13 protein-coding genes are annotated in these 16,800 nt (G+C 65.9%); 9 read left to right on the top strand and 4 right to left on the bottom strand.

From position 1 onward, the window contains the following. Window positions 1–8 precede the first annotated feature (8 nt). Together BLV60_RS10065 and BLV60_RS10060 are read left to right on the top strand one after the other, a co-directional pair. Complete coding sequence (locus BLV60_RS10065) at window positions 9–1,097, top strand: tartrate dehydrogenase (protein WP_093054253.1); 1,089 nt, start codon at window positions 9–11, stop codon at window positions 1,095–1,097. A 17-nt stretch (window positions 1,098–1,114) separates the two neighbouring features. Then, a complete protein-coding gene (locus BLV60_RS10060) occupies window positions 1,115–2,599 on the top strand; it encodes an NAD-dependent succinate-semialdehyde dehydrogenase (RefSeq protein WP_093053878.1) in 1,485 nt (494 codons plus the stop codon). A 19-nt stretch (window positions 2,600–2,618) separates the two neighbouring features. On the opposite strand, the gene BLV60_RS10055 is transcribed toward BLV60_RS10060, so the two are convergent. The 3 genes from BLV60_RS10055 to BLV60_RS10045 form a co-directional block, all read right to left on the bottom strand. Then, window positions 2,619–4,868, bottom strand: coding sequence for a LamG-like jellyroll fold domain-containing protein (locus BLV60_RS10055; RefSeq protein WP_093053875.1), 2,250 nt, complete (start codon window positions 4,866–4,868; stop codon window positions 2,619–2,621). Window positions 4,869–5,045: 177 nt separating this feature from the next. Further along, complete coding sequence (locus BLV60_RS10050; protein ID WP_093053872.1) at window positions 5,046–6,305, bottom strand: NAD(P)/FAD-dependent oxidoreductase; 1,260 nt, start codon at window positions 6,303–6,305, stop codon at window positions 5,046–5,048. Window positions 6,306–6,378: 73 nt separating this feature from the next. Then, complete coding sequence (locus BLV60_RS10045) at window positions 6,379–7,521, bottom strand: saccharopine dehydrogenase family protein (RefSeq protein ID WP_093053869.1); 1,143 nt, start codon at window positions 7,519–7,521, stop codon at window positions 6,379–6,381. A gap of 419 nt (window positions 7,522–7,940) precedes the next feature. On the opposite strand from BLV60_RS10045, the gene BLV60_RS10040 reads away from it, so the two are divergent. The 7 genes from BLV60_RS10040 (at window position 7,941) to BLV60_RS10010 (ending at window position 15,322) form a co-directional block, all read left to right on the top strand. Further along, entirely contained in the window at window positions 7,941–8,744 is an 804-nt protein-coding gene (locus BLV60_RS10040) for a transporter substrate-binding domain-containing protein (protein ID WP_256328945.1), read from the top strand. A 10-nt stretch (window positions 8,745–8,754) separates the two neighbouring features. Continuing rightward, a complete protein-coding gene (locus tag BLV60_RS10035) occupies window positions 8,755–9,558 on the top strand; it encodes an amino acid ABC transporter permease (protein WP_093053866.1) in 804 nt (267 codons plus the stop codon). A gap of 1 nt (window position 9,559) precedes the next feature. Further along, on the top strand, window positions 9,560–10,369 hold the full coding sequence (locus tag BLV60_RS10030; RefSeq protein WP_093053863.1) for an amino acid ABC transporter ATP-binding protein: 810 nt from the start codon (window positions 9,560–9,562) through the stop codon (window positions 10,367–10,369). A gap of 88 nt (window positions 10,370–10,457) precedes the next feature. Continuing rightward, complete coding sequence (locus BLV60_RS10025; RefSeq protein ID WP_093053860.1) at window positions 10,458–10,910, top strand: Lrp/AsnC family transcriptional regulator; 453 nt, start codon at window positions 10,458–10,460, stop codon at window positions 10,908–10,910. A 15-nt stretch (window positions 10,911–10,925) separates the two neighbouring features. Then, the gene (locus BLV60_RS10020; RefSeq protein ID WP_093053857.1) at window positions 10,926–11,618 is read left to right on the top strand and encodes an aspartate/glutamate racemase family protein; all 693 of its coding nucleotides are present in this window, start codon (window positions 10,926–10,928) and stop codon (window positions 11,616–11,618) included. A gap of 365 nt (window positions 11,619–11,983) precedes the next feature. Continuing rightward, complete coding sequence (locus tag BLV60_RS10015; RefSeq protein WP_176928765.1) at window positions 11,984–13,738, top strand: branched-chain amino acid transaminase; 1,755 nt, start codon at window positions 11,984–11,986, stop codon at window positions 13,736–13,738. An 18-nt stretch (window positions 13,739–13,756) separates the two neighbouring features. Next, entirely contained in the window at window positions 13,757–15,322 is a 1,566-nt protein-coding gene (locus BLV60_RS10010; RefSeq protein WP_093053851.1) for an acetolactate synthase large subunit, read from the top strand. A gap of 8 nt (window positions 15,323–15,330) precedes the next feature. On the opposite strand, the gene BLV60_RS10005 is transcribed toward BLV60_RS10010, so the two are convergent. Further along, window positions 15,331–16,797: an aminotransferase-like domain-containing protein gene (locus BLV60_RS10005; protein ID WP_256328944.1), complete on the bottom strand. Its 1,467-nt coding sequence runs from the start codon at window positions 16,795–16,797 to the stop codon at window positions 15,331–15,333. Window positions 16,798–16,800: the final 3 nt, after the last annotated feature.

Genomic DNA, 16,800 nt, shown 5'->3' with positions numbered 1-16,800 from the left:
AGACCGAAATGACACCGACCTTCCGCATCGCGCTGATTGCCGGCGACGGCATCGGCAAGGAAGTGATGCCCGAGGGCCTGCGCGTGGTGCAGGCCGCCGCGGAGCGCTTCGGCTTCGAGCTCGACTGCCGCACCATCGACTGGGCCAGCGCCGACTACTACGCAGCGCACGGCCAGATGATGCCGGACGACTGGAAGGAACAGCTCAAGGGCGTCGACGCGCTGTTCTTCGGCGCCGTCGGTTGGCCCGCGACCGTGCCCGACCACGTCTCGCTCTGGGGATCGCTGCTGAAGTTCCGCCGCGAGTTCGACCAGTACATCAACCTGCGTCCGGTGCGCCTGTTCGAGGGCGTGCCCTGCCCGCTGGCCGGCCGCAAGCCCGGCGACATCGACTACCTGGTGGTGCGCGAGAACACCGAGGGCGAATACACCTCCCTCGGCGGCGTGATGTACGAGGGCACCGAGCGCGAAATCGTGATCCAGGAATCGGTCTTCTCGCGCCACGGCGCCGACCGCGTGCTGCGGTACGCCTACGAGACCGCGCGAGCGCGCAAGCGCAAGCACCTGACGGTGGCCACCAAGAGCAACGGCATCGCGATCAGCATGCCCTGGTGGGACGGACGCGCCGACGCGGTGGGCTTCGACTTTCCTGACGTGACGGTCGACAAGCAGCACATCGACATCCTGTCGGCGCGCTTCGTGCTGCAGCCCACGCGCTTCGACGTGGTGGTGGCGAGCAACCTGTTCGGCGACATCCTCTCCGACCTCGGGCCCGCGACCACCGGCACCATCGGCCTTGCGCCGTCGGCCAACCTGAACCCCGAGCGCAAGTTTCCGTCGCTGTTCGAGCCGGTGCACGGCTCGGCGCCCGACATCTACGGCCAGAACATCGCCAACCCGATCGCAATGATCTGGTCCGGCGCGCTGATGCTGGACTTCCTCACGCAGGGGCAAGGCGCGGGCCGCGCGGCGCACGACGCGATCCTGGGCGCGATAGAGGCGGTGCTGCGCGACGGTCCGCGCACGCGCGACCTCGGCGGCTCGGCAAGCACCACCGAAGTGGGCATCGCGATTGCAGAGCGCGTCGCGACGGCCTGAAGAAAGACTTTTCGACCATGACGACACTCGAACTCGAACACAAAGACCTGATGCCCGGCCGCCAGCTCATCGGCGCCGATTGGCGCGAGGCCGGCGACGCCCGCCGCCTCGACGTGACCAACCCCGCCACCGACGCCGTCTTCGCGAGCGTGCCCGACGGCACGGCCGCCGACGCACGCGCGGCCGTCGATGCCGCGCACGCAGCCTTCCCAGCTTGGCGTGCAGTGCCTGCCAAGCAGCGCGCGCAGATCCTCAAGCGCTGGAACGACCTGATGCTGGCGCATCAGCAGGACCTGGGCCGCCTGGTCTCGCGCGAACAGGGCAAGCCGTTGGCCGAGGGGATCGGAGAGATCGCCTACGCAGCCAGCTACGTCGAGTGGTTTGCCGAAGAGGCCACGCGCGCCAACGGCGAAGTGATTCCCGCGCCGGTAACGGGCCGCCGCATGCTCGCGTTGAGGGAGCCGGTGGGCGTGGTGGCGGCGATCACGCCGTGGAATTTTCCGGCGGCCATGATCGCGCGCAAGATCGCACCGGCCCTCGCGGCGGGCTGCACGGTGGTGTGCAAGCCGGCCGAAGACACGCCGCTGACCTCGCTGGCCCTCGTGAAGCTGGCGCAGGAAGCGGGCGTGCCGGCCGGCGTGCTCAACATCGTGACCGCATCGCGCGAACGCACGCCCGAGGTGGTGGACGTGTGGCTGGCCGACGCGCGCGTGCGCAAGATCAGCTTCACCGGCTCCACGCCCGTGGGCAAGCACCTGGCGCGGGCTTCGGCCGACACGCTGAAGAAGCTCTCGCTCGAGCTCGGCGGCAATGCGCCCTTCATCGTGTTCGACGACGCCGACATCGACGCCGCGGTGGAAGGCCTGATGGCCTCCAAGTTCCGCAACGGCGGCCAGACCTGCGTGTGCCCGAACCGCGTGTTCGTGCAGGCCCGGGTGCACGATGCGTTCGTCGACAAACTGGCCGCGCGGGTCGGTGCGCTGCGCGTGGGCCCGGCTACCGAGCCAGACTCGCAGATCGGCCCGATGATCAACGCGCGCGCGGTCGACAAGATCGAGCGCCATGTGCGCGACGCCGTCTCCAGGGGCGCGCGCATCGTGGTCGGCGGCGAGCGGCTGCGCAATGCGCGCTGCGACGGCCCCAACTACTACGCGCCCACCGTGCTGGTGAATGCCGACTCAACGATGGAATGCAGCTGCGAGGAAACCTTCGGCCCCGTGGTGCCCGTCATGCGCTTCGAGACCGAGGCCGAAGTGATTGCCGCCGCCAACGACACGCCCTTCGGGCTCGCGGCGTACTTCTATTCGACCGACGTGCGCCGCATCTCGCGTGTGGCCGATGCACTGGAGTCGGGCATTGTCGGCATCAACGAAGGCGCTCTGGCGGCCGAGGCCGCGCCCTTCGGCGGTGTGAAGGAATCGGGCTACGGCCGCGAAGGCTCGGTGCATGGCCTGGAGGACTACATGCACATCAAGTATGTCTGCCAGGGCGGGCTGGGCTAGGGCCTGCTCACACTATTTCCTACTGAACCAGTGCCGCCACTTCCGCGCTGCCCAGCGCGCCGCCGTAGATGCGGAAGTCGTCCACGCGCCCTTGCAGGTACGGATCGCTGGAGAACTGCGAGCGCCCCAGCCAGTTCTGCGTCGTTGCGCCGAGATCTAAGGGCCCCAGGCTCATCTGCGCGTTGGAGCCGGCCTCGACGCCGTTCACGTACAAGGTGCCGAGCGCGCCGGACACGGTCACCGCAACGTGCACCCACTTGCCGGTCGGCAGCGCCGCCGATCCGTCGATCACCTGCTCGTTGTAGCCGTGGACGGTGGAGATCGCGAAACGCGGCGTGCCGCTGTTGCTGCGGGCGGTCAGCATCATGTAGCGGCGCTCGCCGGAGCCGAAGTCGAAGACCCGCGACCACGTCGCAAGGCTGTCGATGTACAGCCATGCGGTGATGCTGAAGTCGGCAAGGTCTTTCGACACCACGCCCGCAGGCAGGGCGACATAGCTGCCGGCCTTGCCGTCGAGCACAACTGCATTGCCTTCGCGTCCGGCAACCCGGGCCTCGCCGCCTTGCAATGCGCTGGCGCCGAACCGGCCGGTCGCGTCGGCAGCTGTGGTGCCGCTCGCTTCATCGAACTTGAGCTGCATCAGCAGCTCGGCCTTGATCGCTGCCCTCTCTTCGTTGGAGGCAGCGCTCTCTCCCGACGCGGTTACCGCAACGATCACGTAGTACCAGACTTCTCCGGCAACGACGCTGCTGTCCGTGAACGTGAGCGTGTCGGTGATGTCCGGGGCGATGGTGCTGTACGGCCCGCCGGCGGTGCTCGCGCGCTTGACCGAATAGCTCTGCGCGTCGGGGCAGCCCCACCATGACAGCACCACCTGCGTGCCGCGCACCCGGGCCGTGAGCCCGCTCGGCTTTCCCGGTGCCGCGAGCGGATCGCGCGTGAAGGTCAGCGTGCCGAAGCCCAACTGGTCGCCGTTGCCACCGTCCCCCTCAGGGTACATCTGCGCGACCTGCAGGGCGGTGTAGGGCGTCGCGATGCCCAGGCGATTCGCGTAGTGGTTGTGCACGCTTTCCCATATGCCGCGCCGGTGCCCCTGGCCGGCAGTCGACAGCACCGACTGCGTGCCCTGCTTGTTGATGTTGGTGAAGAAGGGCACGGTGTAGAAGTCGCCGTTGCTGTCGCGCAGGTTGGACTTCGCCACGTACTCGGCGCCGGCGAGAAAGCGGTTGTTCTCGTAGCCGTATGTGTCGTCGCCCTGGTTCCACGCCATTTCGTGGAACGCGCCCGCCAGGCCGATGCCCAGGGTGCAGTGCCCCTGGTCGCGCCCGCTCTCCTGCCACTGGCCGAGGTAGCCCGGATGCACCTGGTAGACCGCCTGCAGGCCGGCCCCGTTGCCCTGGCCGGTCTTGTAGTAGCTCATCGCCTCGTCGTAGATGTCTTGCCGGTCGCACAGCACGCCGATGGACAGCATCGCGGCCAGGGTGCACTGGTCCCAGTTGGCCCAGTAGTTGGTGATCTGGGCGCCGTTGTGGTTGGTCAGGAAGCTGTGGTTCAGCGGATAGAACACGGTGAGCATCATGTTCTGGAAACGCGCGAAATCGGCGGCCGCCCAGCCCTCGTAGGTGCGCATGATCTCGGCCGCATTGGCGAACTGGTAGCCGTAGATGCCGGCGGCCAGGAAGCGGTCCGCATTGCCGGTGAGCGTGGTCAGCGTGGACGACCATTCGTTCAGGAAGACCACGGCCAGATCGGCATAGCGCGTGTCCTGCGAGACCTTCCAGCGCAGCGCCAGTTGATAGGCGCGCGCGATGTCGATGTACATCTGCGCGAAGTTGGAGTCGTCGCCGCCGCGGATCACGGTGGCCAGCGGGCGCGGCTTCGCACCAAGCTGCGCGCGGCCATTGCCCGTCAATGCGTTCCAGCCGTCGAGCCAGGGTTGCGCCTTGTCCTTGACCTTCTGGCGCATGCGCTCGAAGTCGGCTTCGGTGTGCAGCAGGCCGGGGTGGACGAACTTGCGCGCTTCCACGGATGGAGTCGTCGATTCGGGGACAACGACATCGGCAACGGCCACGGCCACGGCATCGGCATCGGCCGACGCCGCCGCGGCCGTTCCCTGCTGTGCGGCGCCAGAGCCCGCCGCTACCGAGAAACCACCGCCTCCCCCACCGCCGCAAGCTGTTGTTCCCAATGCGAGGGCGCTTGCCGTGCCAAGAAAAAATACGCGGCGGTCCAGGGAGAAGCCGTTCTTGTCGTCCAACGAATGTGCCATCTGCCGAATTTTTGTAAAAATTTAATTCAGCAACATGCATGCCATTCGCTTTGCGCCGTGCAACCCCGTGCCATTGGTAGCACGGATGAATGCATTGGGCCTGGATTGCGTTGGCGAATCGCGCAATCCCATGACATTGATGTCACAGGCGGCTTGCGACTGCGCCAGAAATGTCGGCTATCGAAGAAAGCGGCCGGGCGCGAACGGCAGTGGATCGATGTCGCAAGGCTCGCCGTGCATCAGCGATGCCAGCAGGCGGGCCGTTCCCGGACCCGTGTTGAAGCCGATGTGCTGATGGCCGAACGCAAGCCACAGGCCGGGACGCTGTGGGCATTCGCCGACGATCGGCCGGCTGTCCGGCAATGTGGGCCGGCTTCCCATCCAGGCCTCCGGTTCGAGGCGGCTGTCCAGCGGGAAAGCTTCGCGTGCCGCGCGTTCCGCAAGTTCGAGTTGAACGAAGTTCTTCGGCGCATCGCGCTGCGCAAGCTGCACGCCGGTGGAAAGCCGCAGGCCCTGCTCCATGGGCGACAGCACATAGGCACCGCCGGTGTCGTACACGGGCCGTCCGAGCGAGGCGTTGCCCACTGCGCTGTAGTGCATGTGATAGCCGCGCTCGAACGCCATCGGCACGGAAATGCCGAGCGACTTCTTCGCGAACTCCCGGGTCCACGGCCCCAGTGCGAGCACGACCTTCGACGCCTCGTGCACCGCGCCGCCCTCCTCGCGGAGCTGCCAGGCATCGGCTGAATCGGAGTGGCCGAGCCCGCCGATCGACGCCTGCCTGACCTGCCCTCCGCGCGAGACAAAAAGCCTGGCGTACGCCTCCACGACGCGGCCCGGGCTGTCCACCGAATCGGTGTCCTGGATCCACAGCGCGCGCGGAAAAAGAGGCTTCAGATGAGGCTCGAGGTCCGAGAGCTCTTTCGCATCCAGCACGCGCGTGGCGACGCCGCAGCGATCGAAGGTCTCGCGCGAAAGACGGCTGCCGGCAAAGCCTTCTTCGCTGCGGTAGAGAAACAGCCACCCGTTGGTACGCAGGCGATGCGCCGCACCTGCTTCGACGAGCAGGCGCCGGTGTTCCGACGTCGAGAGCCGGATCAGCGCATCCAGCGCGGTGGTGGTCTCCTGGAACACGCTGGCGCGCGCGCTGGCGAGAAAGCGCACGGCCCACGAAAGATTCTTCGCAAGGAATGCGGGGTCATAGCGAAAGCTCGCCGCGGTGTTCTTCAACAGCTTCGGCAGCACCGACCACAGCCCAGGGTGGTTGAACGGCATCAGCGAGCTGCGTGCGATCACCCCGGCGTTGCCATACGAGGTCTCGCGGCCCGGGGCAGTGCGGTCGAACAGCGTGACCTCATGCCCTCTGCGTTGGAGCTCCAGGGCACACGACACGCCGACGATGCCGGCGCCCAGAATGGCAACAGTGTTCTTGTTCATTCCCTCGATTTTCGTCGGCGGCGAGGGCCAGGCCTGGTACGCGACGTCCCCGGCCTGCAGATGGACGGATCGATCAGGCGTGCGCAGGCTCGCCCTTGGGCCTTGGCGCGGGAGCGAACGACGCCACGCCCAGGCCCTGGTAGTAGTGGCCGACCTTGGTGGCAAGGAACTGCCCGAGCGGTGCCTGCTCCTGCCCGACGAAACCGTGCGCGGGAAGCTGGCCCTGCCGCAGCAGTTCGAACACACCGACGACGCCGGCGGCCGTGGTCAGCTCGATGGCGGTGCGGTCCTTGCCGCGCAGCGGTGCTCCGAACACGCGCCCGACGCGCGTCTCCTGCTCGAAGCGGCCATTGCGCATGCCCGAGGCCGATGCAAACAGGATCACCACGTCTTCGCGGCTGTGCGGCACTGCATGCTCGAGCACCTGGCGCAGCAGGTCGCGCCGCTCGATCAGGCGCAGGTCGTGCAGCAGGAAGTTCATCGCGTCGCGATGGCCGGGATAGCGGATGGTCTTGTAGTCGAGATTGCGGACCTTGCCTTCGAGCGTCTCGCACAGCGTGCCCAGGCCGCCTGAGGTGTTGAAGGCCTCGAAGGCTTCGGCATCGAGCGTGAAGGTCTCGTGCCCTTCCATCGGCTGCACCGACACCAGCTGGCCGTTCACGATGGCGTCGCACGGGTTGCAGTACTCGTTGATGACGCCGTCGATGCTCCAGGTGAAGTTGTAGCGCAGGCTGTTGGTGGCATTGCGCGTGAGTGCGCCCACCCGCAGGCGCAGGTCGTAGAGCTCGTCGAAGCGGCTTGCGAGGTAGCCGCCGAGCATGCCGATCACGCCGGGCGCCAGGCCGCTCTGGGGCATGAGGACCGAGGTCGCCGTCTTCGAGATCTCGCGGATGGCCTTGGTTGCCGCCACGTCCTCTGTCAGGTCGAAGTAATGCACGCCGCATGCAGCAGCCTCGGTGGCCACGCGCTGCGCGAGGAAGAACGGCAGGCAGTTGATCACCACCGAGTGCGCGCGCAACGTGGTGCGCAGCTCTTCGGTGCTCTCCACGTCGAGCGCGATGCGCTGCACCAGCGGGTCGTTTTCGTCGCCGCGGCCCGGCCTCACGTCGGCCAGCGTCACGGGCAGGCGGTGGTATTCCGCAATCATGTCGGCCACGGTGCTGCCGACCTTGCCGGCACCCAGAACCAGGACTTTCTCGATCTTCACTTTGGTCATTTCATTTCTCCTGCGGGGCACCGTTGCCCTGTAAAAGAACTGTAAAAGTGAGTCCTGGCAGTTGATAGAGAGCAGATCGGCGAAAGGGCTGCGCGCTTCGTCGATACGACGACGCCGTTCGTCAGCTTGGCCTGTCGGCACAGGGACAATGACTTCCAGGCCTGAAGTCACCCCGCGCAACGAAGCGCCGCATGCCCGGCCGAAACCGTCGAAACGACGCGCCAGACTGCATATCGCCGAAGACTCTGACGGTATGACGAGAGAAATCCGTCGTCCTGACGATGTGCCGCGTTGCTTGTGACAGTCCGCACTTCTAGACTCGGACTCGGGCTGGGAAGCGATACTTTCCTTTTCTTTTTATGGCGAGCTTCTTGCTTGGAGTGAACGTGCTTACCAAACGAATCCTTTTCCGTGCCCTCGTGGCTGTGACAACCGTCTGCGCGCTGGGCTCGACCTTTGCGCAGGAATCAGCAGAAAGCTCGCTGGCCCGGGTGCAGCGCACCAAGGTATTGCGCGTCGGTGCCGTCGCAGGCGCCATTCCGTATTTCGCCAAGGACATCACCACCGGCAAGTGGGAAGGCTTCGGCCCCGACTTCGCGGAAAGCCTGGGGCAGAAGCTCGGCGCCAAGGTCGAGTACGTCGAGACCACCTGGGGCAACGCGGTGCTCGACCTGCAGTCCAACAAGATCGACGCCATGTTCGGTATGGCCCCCACGCCGGCCCGCAAGGAAGTGGTGGGCTTCTCCGACACGCTCTTCGACAACACCTACACGGTGGTGTGCAAGAAGGGCATTCCGCAGAAGACCTGGGAGCAGCTGAACTCGCCCGACATGAAGATCGTGGTGGACGTCGGCTCCAGCCATGACCAGCTGGCGACGCGCGTGCTGCCCAAGGCCGATGTCTCGCGCCTGGAAAACTCCGGCGCCGCCACGATGTCGCTGCAGGCCGGCCGCTCCGATTGCCAGGTGCTGGTGATCCTGCTGGCCCAGCCGCTGCTCGCCAAGCGCGGCTCCATCGGCACCATGTACATCCCGCAGCCGGTCTACACCGCCCCGGTGAGCATCGGCCTGCGCAAGGAAACCGACACCGGCATGCAGAAGGCCGTCAACGCCTGGCTGGCCGATGTCCGCGCGAAGGGCGAAGTCCGCAGCGTCATCCTGAAGAACATGGAGAAACTCGCGGGCGTGCCCGCCAGTGCCTTCCCGCCCGAAATCAAGTTCTGAGGACGCCCCGATGGACAGCGTGGAATCTTCGAGCGAGCCGAAGAGCCGCTCCCAGCTCGGCACGGCCCTGCTGATCGTCCTGGCCCTGGCGGGCGCCTGGGCGGCCCTGAAGCACTTCTCGGGCGGAGCCCTGGGAGGCGGTGCAGGCAGCTACGACTGGGACTTCGGCGTGCTCTGGAAATACCGCAGCCTGCTGGTGTCGGGCCTGCTCTACACCCTGCTCTTCACGGTGATCTGCGTGGTGCTGGGGCTGTTCGTCGGCCTGGTGACGGGCCTGGGCCGGCTGTCGAGCAACCCGCTCATCACCGCGCCGCTGCGCGCCTACATCGAAGTCTTCCGCTGCACGCCGGTGCTGGTGCAGCTCGTGTGGTTCTACTACGCGCTGCCGGTGCTGACCGGGCTCGAGATGTCGGCGGTCGTGGCCGCCACGCTGTGCCTGTCGCTCTACGGCGGCGCCTTCTATTCGGAGATCGTGCGCGGCGGGATCATCTCGATCGACGCCGGCCAGACCGAAGCCGCCAAGGCGCTGGGCATGACGCGGCTGCAGCTGCTGCGGCGCGTGATCCTTCCGCAGGCGTTCAAGAAGATGGTGCCGCCGCTGATGAACCAGTCGATCATGCAGCTGAAGAACACCTCGCTGCTGTCGGTGCTGGCCGTTCCCGACCTGCTCTACCAGGGCCAGGTCATCGCGCACGACACGTACCGGCCGCTGGAGCTCTACACCTTCATCGCGATCGCGTACTTCGCGGTTCTGCTGCCCATCACGATCTGGGCCAAGCGCATGGAATTCGGCTCCGGCCCGAAAGAGGTTTGACATGGCCAGCCCCCTGATCGAAATCGCCAACCTGAAGAAGGCCTTCGGGCAGAACGTCGTGCTGAAGGACATCTCGCTGCAGATCGAACGCGGCCAGGTGGTCGCGATGATCGGGCCCTCGGGCTCCGGCAAGTCGACGCTGCTGCGGTGCATCAACCTGCTGTCGATACCGAACGCCGGGCGCATCACGGTCGGCGAGCAGACCATCGAGTTCGACGGCGCGCGCACCACGCTGCCCAGCGAGCGCAGCCTTGCGCGCTTCCGGGCCTCGACCGGCATGGTGTTCCAGCACTTCAACCTCTTCCCTCACATGACCGCGCTGCGCAACGTGATGGAAGGACCGGTCACCGTGCTGAAGACGCCCAAGGCGCAGGCCGAGGCCGAGGCGCGCGCGCTGCTGGCGAAGGTCGGCCTGCTCGACCGGGCCGACTACTACCCGGACAAGCTGTCGGGCGGACAGAAGCAGCGCGTTGCGATCGCGCGTGCGCTGGCGATGAAGCCCACGGTGATGCTGTTCGACGAAGCGACTTCCGCGCTCGACCCGGAACTGGTCGGCGAAGTGCTCAACGTCATCAAGGGCCTGGCCCGCGAAGGCATGACGATGATCCTCGTGACGCACGAGATCGGCTTTGCGCGCGAAGTGGCTGACCAGGTGATCTTCATGCGCGACGGCGTCGTCGCCGAATGCGGCCCGCCGGGCGTGGTGATCGACAACCCGCAGCAGGAATCGACGCGCGCCTTCCTCGGGCGCTTCAAGGCTTCGTCGGAAGCTGCCAGCAGCAGCAGCAACGTCGTCACGGCCGTGGCGTAAGCGGGCGATGGTCCCCGCCATCGAGATCTCAGCGTACGACGGCCGCGACGCGGCGGCACAATCCACTCATTTCCGCTGCAGGGCCGCCATGGACCTACGACTCGACGACCTGGACCGTCACCTGTTGACGCTGCTGCAAGCCAACGCCCGCGAGCCCGCCGCCAACCTCGCGCGCAAGCTCAAGGTCGCCAGGACCACCGTGGTCGCACGCATCGCGCGGCTGGAGCGCGATGGCATCGTCTCGGGGTACGGGGTGCGCCTCGGCCAGCGGCTGGAGCAGGCTGCGGTGCGGGCCTTCTGCGGCCTCAGCGTCAATGCGAAGAGCGCCCCCGTGATCATCAAGGCGCTCGGGCGTTTGCCCGAAGTGGAAGAAGTGTGGGCCGTGAGCGGCCAGTTCGACTACATGGTCCTGCTCCGGTGCAGCAGCCCCGAACAGCTCGACACCCTTCTCGACCAGATGGGACAGATCGACGGCGTCAACCAGACGCAGACCTCGATCGTGCTGAGCCGCAAGATCGATCGCCGCAGCACAGTGGAGTGACGGCAGGCCCCCACGATGACAACGACCCGCGACGCCGGTGCCTTCCTTGGCGTGCTGATGCTCGACACGCGCTTTCCGCGGCCACCGGGCGACATCGGCAACCCTGAGACCTTCAGCCGGCACGGCATTCCGGTGCGGTTTCATGTGGTCACGGGCGCTTCGCCCGAGCGCATCGTGAAGCAGGCCGACCCGGCGCTGCTGCAGCCTTTCGTCGATGCCGCGCGGGCGATGGTCGACGAGGGCGCGGCGATGATCACGACCAGCTGCGGCTTTCTGGCCGCCTACCAGGACACGCTGGCCGACGCGGTGCCCGTTCCCGTCGTCACGTCGAGCCTGCTGCAGTGCAAGAACTTCGCTCGGCCGGGCATCCTGACCTTCGATGCGGCTTCACTGAGCCCCGCCATCCTGGCCATGGCCGACGTGCCGCAGGTGACGCCCGTGCAGGGCGTGGAGCCGGGGTGCGAATTCCATCGGCGCATCCTCAACAACGAAACGCAGCTCGACCTCGAAGAGGCCGGCCGGAATGTGGTCAGCGCCGCATGCCGCCTCGTGGAGCTGTCGCCCTCGGTCGAGGACATCGTGCTCGAGTGCACCAACATGCCGCCCTACCGCGAGGCGATTGCGCGCGCGACAGGGCGGCGCGTGCACGACATCGAAACGCTGCTGGTCGCGCGTTGGGCGGGGCGCGGGAAGCCCCACAGCAAGTAAAGGCGCGCCGCAAGCCGGCCGCCTCTTCCACCCCCTGAATTCCTGACTGCGGGCACGCCATCGGTGGCAGCCCGGGCAGCGCCGACGGCCGAATTGCGCCACCAATACAGCCCCCACTTTGGTGCCAATACAGTTATTTATAACGATTTGAACCGTAAATGGAATGCCTTCGACAAGGCACCGTACGATCCGCTCGGCTTCAATTGTTTTTATTCTTCAATCTTCTTTTCGAGCAAATCCGGACAATTAATCCTTTTTATTTAGTTCGACAAATCACCAATCCCGACAGGGACTTTTTTGGCCCAACTGATGCCGAAGGCTGTTTATCGCCTCGGATTTTCTTTTCTTCATCTCCTGGAGATTTTATGGACAGCAATTCCGGTCGATCGATATTTCCAGCACCGCACCCCAGCATCGCGTGGATGGACGGTGAATTTGTCAATTGGGAGCAATGCACTTTGCATGTTCGCACCCAGGCTGGATTCTTTGGTGCGAACATATTCGAAGGGCTTCGGGCTTATTGGGACGAATCCACGAAAAAATCGTACATCTTCCGCCTGGACGACCATCTGAAGCGGCTCGAGCAGTCGATGAAGATCATGCGGATGAAGTCGCGCTTCGATACGCCAACGCTCCGGCAGGCGACGATCGAGTTGCTGAGCCGCTGCGAATTTCAGGCGCACGCGCAAATCAACCTGTCGACGTATTTCAGATATTCCGGCCCCGGCGAGCCGCTGGTCGCTACCGAAGACACGGGCGCGCACATTACCGCAATTCCGTTGCCGCGCTCCCCGAAGATAGAAAAAGGAGTTGCCGCCGCAATTTCCACCTGGCGCCGGATTTCGGACGACTGCATACCGCCGCGCGCCAAGGTAGCAGCCAATTACCAAAACAGCCGTCTTGCACAAAATGAAGCGCGCGATAACGGTTTTGATATCGCAATCATCCTGAATAACAGGGGCAAGGTGTCCGAAGGCCCGGCGGCGTGTCTTTTCATCATCAGGGACGGCGTCTTGATCACGCCTCCGACATTCGCCGATATCCTGGAAAGCCTGACCCGCGACACACTGATCGTGCTGGCCAGGGAGAAATTGGGGCTGCAAGTCGTGGAGCGCGAAATCGACCGCACCGAATTGCTGATTTCCGATGAAGTGCTGATGTGCGGCACCCTGTTCGAAATACTTCCCGTGACTTCCGTCGATCGCCTGCCCATCGGCGACGGCGAGGTGGGGCCCATCACCCGCCAGCTGCAGGCGCACTACCTGACGACGGTGACGGGCGGATACCCGGAATATTCGTCCTGGTGCACCGAGGTGGCCGCGCCGCCCGCGGCGCTTCCACCCAAGGTCACGCTGACTCACCAGGAAGCCATCGAATGGGTGGACAGCGCCGACAACGCCTACCCGTGGGCCAAGGCGAGCCTGGAAGACTTCAGCGGCTACCTGCGGGAGCCGAGCAAGTTTCCATGCAACTTCGCGCGCGCGGCGTTCCGCACGAACACGCTGCATTTCGTCTTCGCGGGCTCCGACACCGATCCGCTCGAACTCGCTCGCGTGCGCCAGGGGCTGCGCGAATACCTGAAGACGGTCTCGGTGATGACGGGGATCGAGGAATCCATGAACGTGCTGGTGATCCTGTTCAAGCCCGAAGCACAGGAGCAGGCGCTCGATCACTACCACCAGACCGCCTGGCATGTGATGCAGGACTGGGTCGACAACGATCCCGAACCGTGGCCGCCCGAGATCCCCACCGACCCCGAGCAGCCGTTCTGGAGTCTGTGCTTCGCGGGCGTTCCGCTCTTCATCAACGTCAGTGCGCCGGCGCACCGGCACCGCAAGAGCCGCAATCTCGGTCGTTCGCTGGCCATGGTCACGCAGCCGCGGGCGGGCTTCGACCTGCTCGCCGGCCCCACGCCGGAAGGCGACAAGGTGAGGCAGCGAATCCGCCGGCAGGTGGAGCTGTACGACGGGCAGCCGGCGCCGGACGTCGTCGGCACCTACCACCGGGGCGACCTCGAGTGGAAGCAGTACGTCTTCACGGACACCAACGACGAGAAGCTGACCCGCTGCCCGCTGCACATCGACGCCGCAGCACCCACGCAGCAACGCCGCACGGGCTGAAGAAAAAAGGAGAACGAATTGAACGGTTCCGATGTCATTTGCGAAACCTTGATCGCCTCGGGCGTCGAGGTGTGTTTTGCCAACCCGGGAACCTCCGAGCTCCACCTCGTGGCCGGCATGGAGCGCCGGGCGGACCTGCGCTGCGTGCTGGGCCTTTTCGAAGGCGTGGTCACGGGCGCGGCCGATGGCTACGGACGCATGACCGACAAGCCCGCCGCGACCCTGCTGCACCTGGGCCCGGGCCTGGGCAACGGGCTGGCGAACCTTCACAACGCCAGGCGCGCCAGGACCCCCATCGTCAACATCGTCGGCGACCATGCGACGCACCACCTGCCCTTCAACGCTCCGCTGACCTCCGACATCGAAAGCCTCGCCAGGCCGATGTCGAACTGGTACGGACGCATCGGCTCCGTGCATGACATTGCCTCGAGCGTTTCCGACGCGTGCCGGGCAGCCAGGTCGCTGCCCGGTGTCGCCACGCTGGTCGTGCCCGCGGAAGTCACCTGGGGCGATGCCGACCCGGTGCAGCCACCGAGTCTCACAAGATTCGCAGACTCACCGCCGCCTCCCGATCGCGAGAAGGAACAGCGGGCCGTGGCCCTGCTGCGCAGCGACCGGAAGACGGCGTTGTTTCTCGGTGGCCGCGCACTGCGGCAGGAAACCCTTGCGCTCGCTTCCGAGATCGCGCGCAAGACCGGCGCCAGCCTGCTGGCCCCCTTTGCGAATGCGCGCATGGCACGCGGGGCAGGAAGGCCCGCCGTGCCGCGCGTGGCCTACGCGACGGACCTGGCCGTGGCCCAGCTGGGGCAGTTCGATGCGATCGTCATGATCGGCGCCGAGCGGCCGGTGGCATTCTTTGCGCATCCGGGCATGCCGAGCCGCCTGCTTCGCGACGATTGCGAAGTGATCGAGCTGTGCGAACCGGGGGGCGACGTTGCTGCGGCCATCGAAGGTCTCGCGGAATACTTCGCTTCGGCCCGGTTGGTCCTGGACGAGCCCCCGCCCGCAAGACGCCGCGACCAGCCACATCTTCCACTAGGCCCCCTCACGAACGAAGCGCTCGCGGAGCTGATTGCCCGGCTGCTGCCGGACAACGCCATCGTCTGCGACGAGGCCCTGTCTTCCGTGACGCAGCTTTTTTCCAAGTCGTACGACGCGGCACCGCACGACTGGCTGCAGATTACCGGCGGCTCGATCGGCATCGGGATTCCGCTCGCAACGGGCGCCGCCATCGCCTGCTCCGACAGAAAGGTGATCACGCTTCAAGCCGACGGCAGCGGCATGTACACGCTGCAGGGGCTCTGGACGCAGGCGCACGAGAACCTCGACGCGATCACGATCGTTCTGGCCAACAGGAAGTACGCGCTGCTGATCGACGAGATGCGGCGCATGGGCGTGAAGCCCCCCGAGCACCAGACGCGCGGCAGCTTCGACCTCACCGATCCCATTCTCGATTGGGTCTCGCTGGCAAAAGGCATGGGCGTGGAGGCCGCGCGTGCTTCCACGGCGGAAGAGTTCATCAAGGTCTTCGTCGGCGCGCTGAAGCGCAGGGGGCCTTTTCTTATCGAGGCGGTCCTCTCATGAGAACGCGCTCATAGCGCGGACAGGAACTGCCAGAACCTGTCCGTGTCGCAATAGGCCACGTTGAAACGGAACCAGGCGCTGGCGGTGTCCGATGCGCTGAAGTACATGCCCGGGGCGAGCCAGATGCCCTGCCTGAGTGCGCGTGCCGTCACTTCCCTGGCCTCGGCAGGATCGATCGGCAGGCGCCCCCAGAGAAAAAGGCCTCCGCGCGGGCGATGGAACAGTTCCACGCCGGCAGCGCAGAGCTTTCGCTCGATCTGCGTGTGCACATCCGCCAGGCGATGGCGCAGCCGTTCGAGATGCTGGCGATAGGCGCTGTCGACAAGAATCTGGTGAACGGCCTTTTCCGTGACCGCGGAAGAAGTGAGCCCCGTGACCATCTTCAGGTGCACCAGCGCTTCGAGGGTGGCCGCATCGGCCGCGATGAAGCCCACGCGCAGCAGCGGCGAAATGGTCTTTGAGAATCCGCCGATGTGGATGACCGGCCCGAGGCCCGCCATGGCGGCCAGCATCGGTGTGTCGGGCGGAGCGAGCCCCCGGCTCACGTCGTTCTCGACGATGAGCATCTGCGTGCGCTGCGCAATCTGGAGCACCTTGTAGGCCATCGGCAAGGTGATCGACGTGCCCGTGGGGTTGTGCAGCGCGGAGCTCACGAAGAGGGCCTTGGGCTTGTGCTTCTGCACCAGGGCCTCCAGCACGCCGGTGTCCAGGCCGGCCGGCGTGCGAGGCACGAACAGCAGCTGCACGCGCGCCAGCTTCAGCCGTTCGAGCAGGTTGCAATAGCAGGGGTCCTCGACCACGACAACGTCGCCTGGCTTGAGGAGAAAGCGGATGACGAGGTCGATGGCCTGCGTGGCGCCCTGCGTGATCAGCACCGAGTTGATGTCGGCAGGCACGCCGAAGCGCGCCAGCTCGAAGGCCACGCGCGACCGCAGGCTGGCATCGCCGAAGGGCTGGCCGTACCCGCCGACCTGGCTCTTCATGGTGCGGCTCAGCGATCGCAGGGCCCGGCCGAATTCGATGCCGTCGAGCCAGCCCGATGGAAGCCACCCGCAGCCGGCCTTGATGGACGCCGTCTGGTCGGAGAACACCTCCGACAGGAGCCATGCATCGTTGGGGCCGGACGGCGGCACGCGCGGCTGCGGCGCAGGCTCCATCGTGACCTGGCTCGCCACGATGAATCCGGCGCCGGGGCGCGACGCGATCATGCCGAGCGACACCAGCCGCTGGTACGCCTGTGCAATGGTGAAGGTGCTGAGCTGCAGATGCATTGCCATCTGCCGCACGGATGGCAGCTTCTCGCCGGACAGAATCCTGCGCTGCCCGATCGCCTCGGCAATGCCGTCCACAAGCTGGCTGACCAGCGAGCTTGCGCGGCCTTTGCGGCGGTCGATGGAGAGCTTCAACCCATGGTCGCTCAGCTCCACTGCGTCCCCACCGGCCATGGCTTGCGCGCAGCGCCGGGGTTCGAGCACAGC

It is taken from the genome of Variovorax sp. YR634, assembly GCF_900106655.1.
Taxonomy (GTDB): domain Bacteria; phylum Pseudomonadota; class Gammaproteobacteria; order Burkholderiales; family Burkholderiaceae_C; genus Variovorax.
Note: the sequence above shows the minus strand (reverse complement) of the source record. Positions and strands in the feature narration are given on the sequence as shown.

Excerpts from the sequence above, each read along its gene's own strand:
- BLV60_RS10065 (WP_093054253.1), top strand. The coding sequence starts at position 9 with ATGACACCGACCTTCCGCATCGCGCTGATTGCCGGCGACGGCATCGGC.
- BLV60_RS10060 (WP_093053878.1), top strand. The coding sequence starts at position 1,115 with ATGACGACACTCGAACTCGAACACAAAGACCTGATGCCCGGCCGCCAG.
- BLV60_RS10055 (WP_093053875.1), bottom strand. The coding sequence starts at position 4,868 with ATGGCACATTCGTTGGACGACAAGAACGGCTTCTCCCTGGACCGCCGC.
- BLV60_RS10050 (WP_093053872.1), bottom strand. The coding sequence starts at position 6,305 with ATGAACAAGAACACTGTTGCCATTCTGGGCGCCGGCATCGTCGGCGTG.
- BLV60_RS10045 (WP_093053869.1), bottom strand. The coding sequence starts at position 7,521 with ATGACCAAAGTGAAGATCGAGAAAGTCCTGGTTCTGGGTGCCGGCAAG.
- BLV60_RS10035 (WP_093053866.1), top strand. The coding sequence starts at position 8,755 with ATGGACAGCGTGGAATCTTCGAGCGAGCCGAAGAGCCGCTCCCAGCTC.
- BLV60_RS10030 (WP_093053863.1), top strand. The coding sequence starts at position 9,560 with ATGGCCAGCCCCCTGATCGAAATCGCCAACCTGAAGAAGGCCTTCGGG.
- BLV60_RS10025 (WP_093053860.1), top strand. The coding sequence starts at position 10,458 with ATGGACCTACGACTCGACGACCTGGACCGTCACCTGTTGACGCTGCTG.
- BLV60_RS10020 (WP_093053857.1), top strand. The coding sequence starts at position 10,926 with ATGACAACGACCCGCGACGCCGGTGCCTTCCTTGGCGTGCTGATGCTC.
- BLV60_RS10015 (WP_176928765.1), top strand. The coding sequence starts at position 11,984 with ATGGACAGCAATTCCGGTCGATCGATATTTCCAGCACCGCACCCCAGC.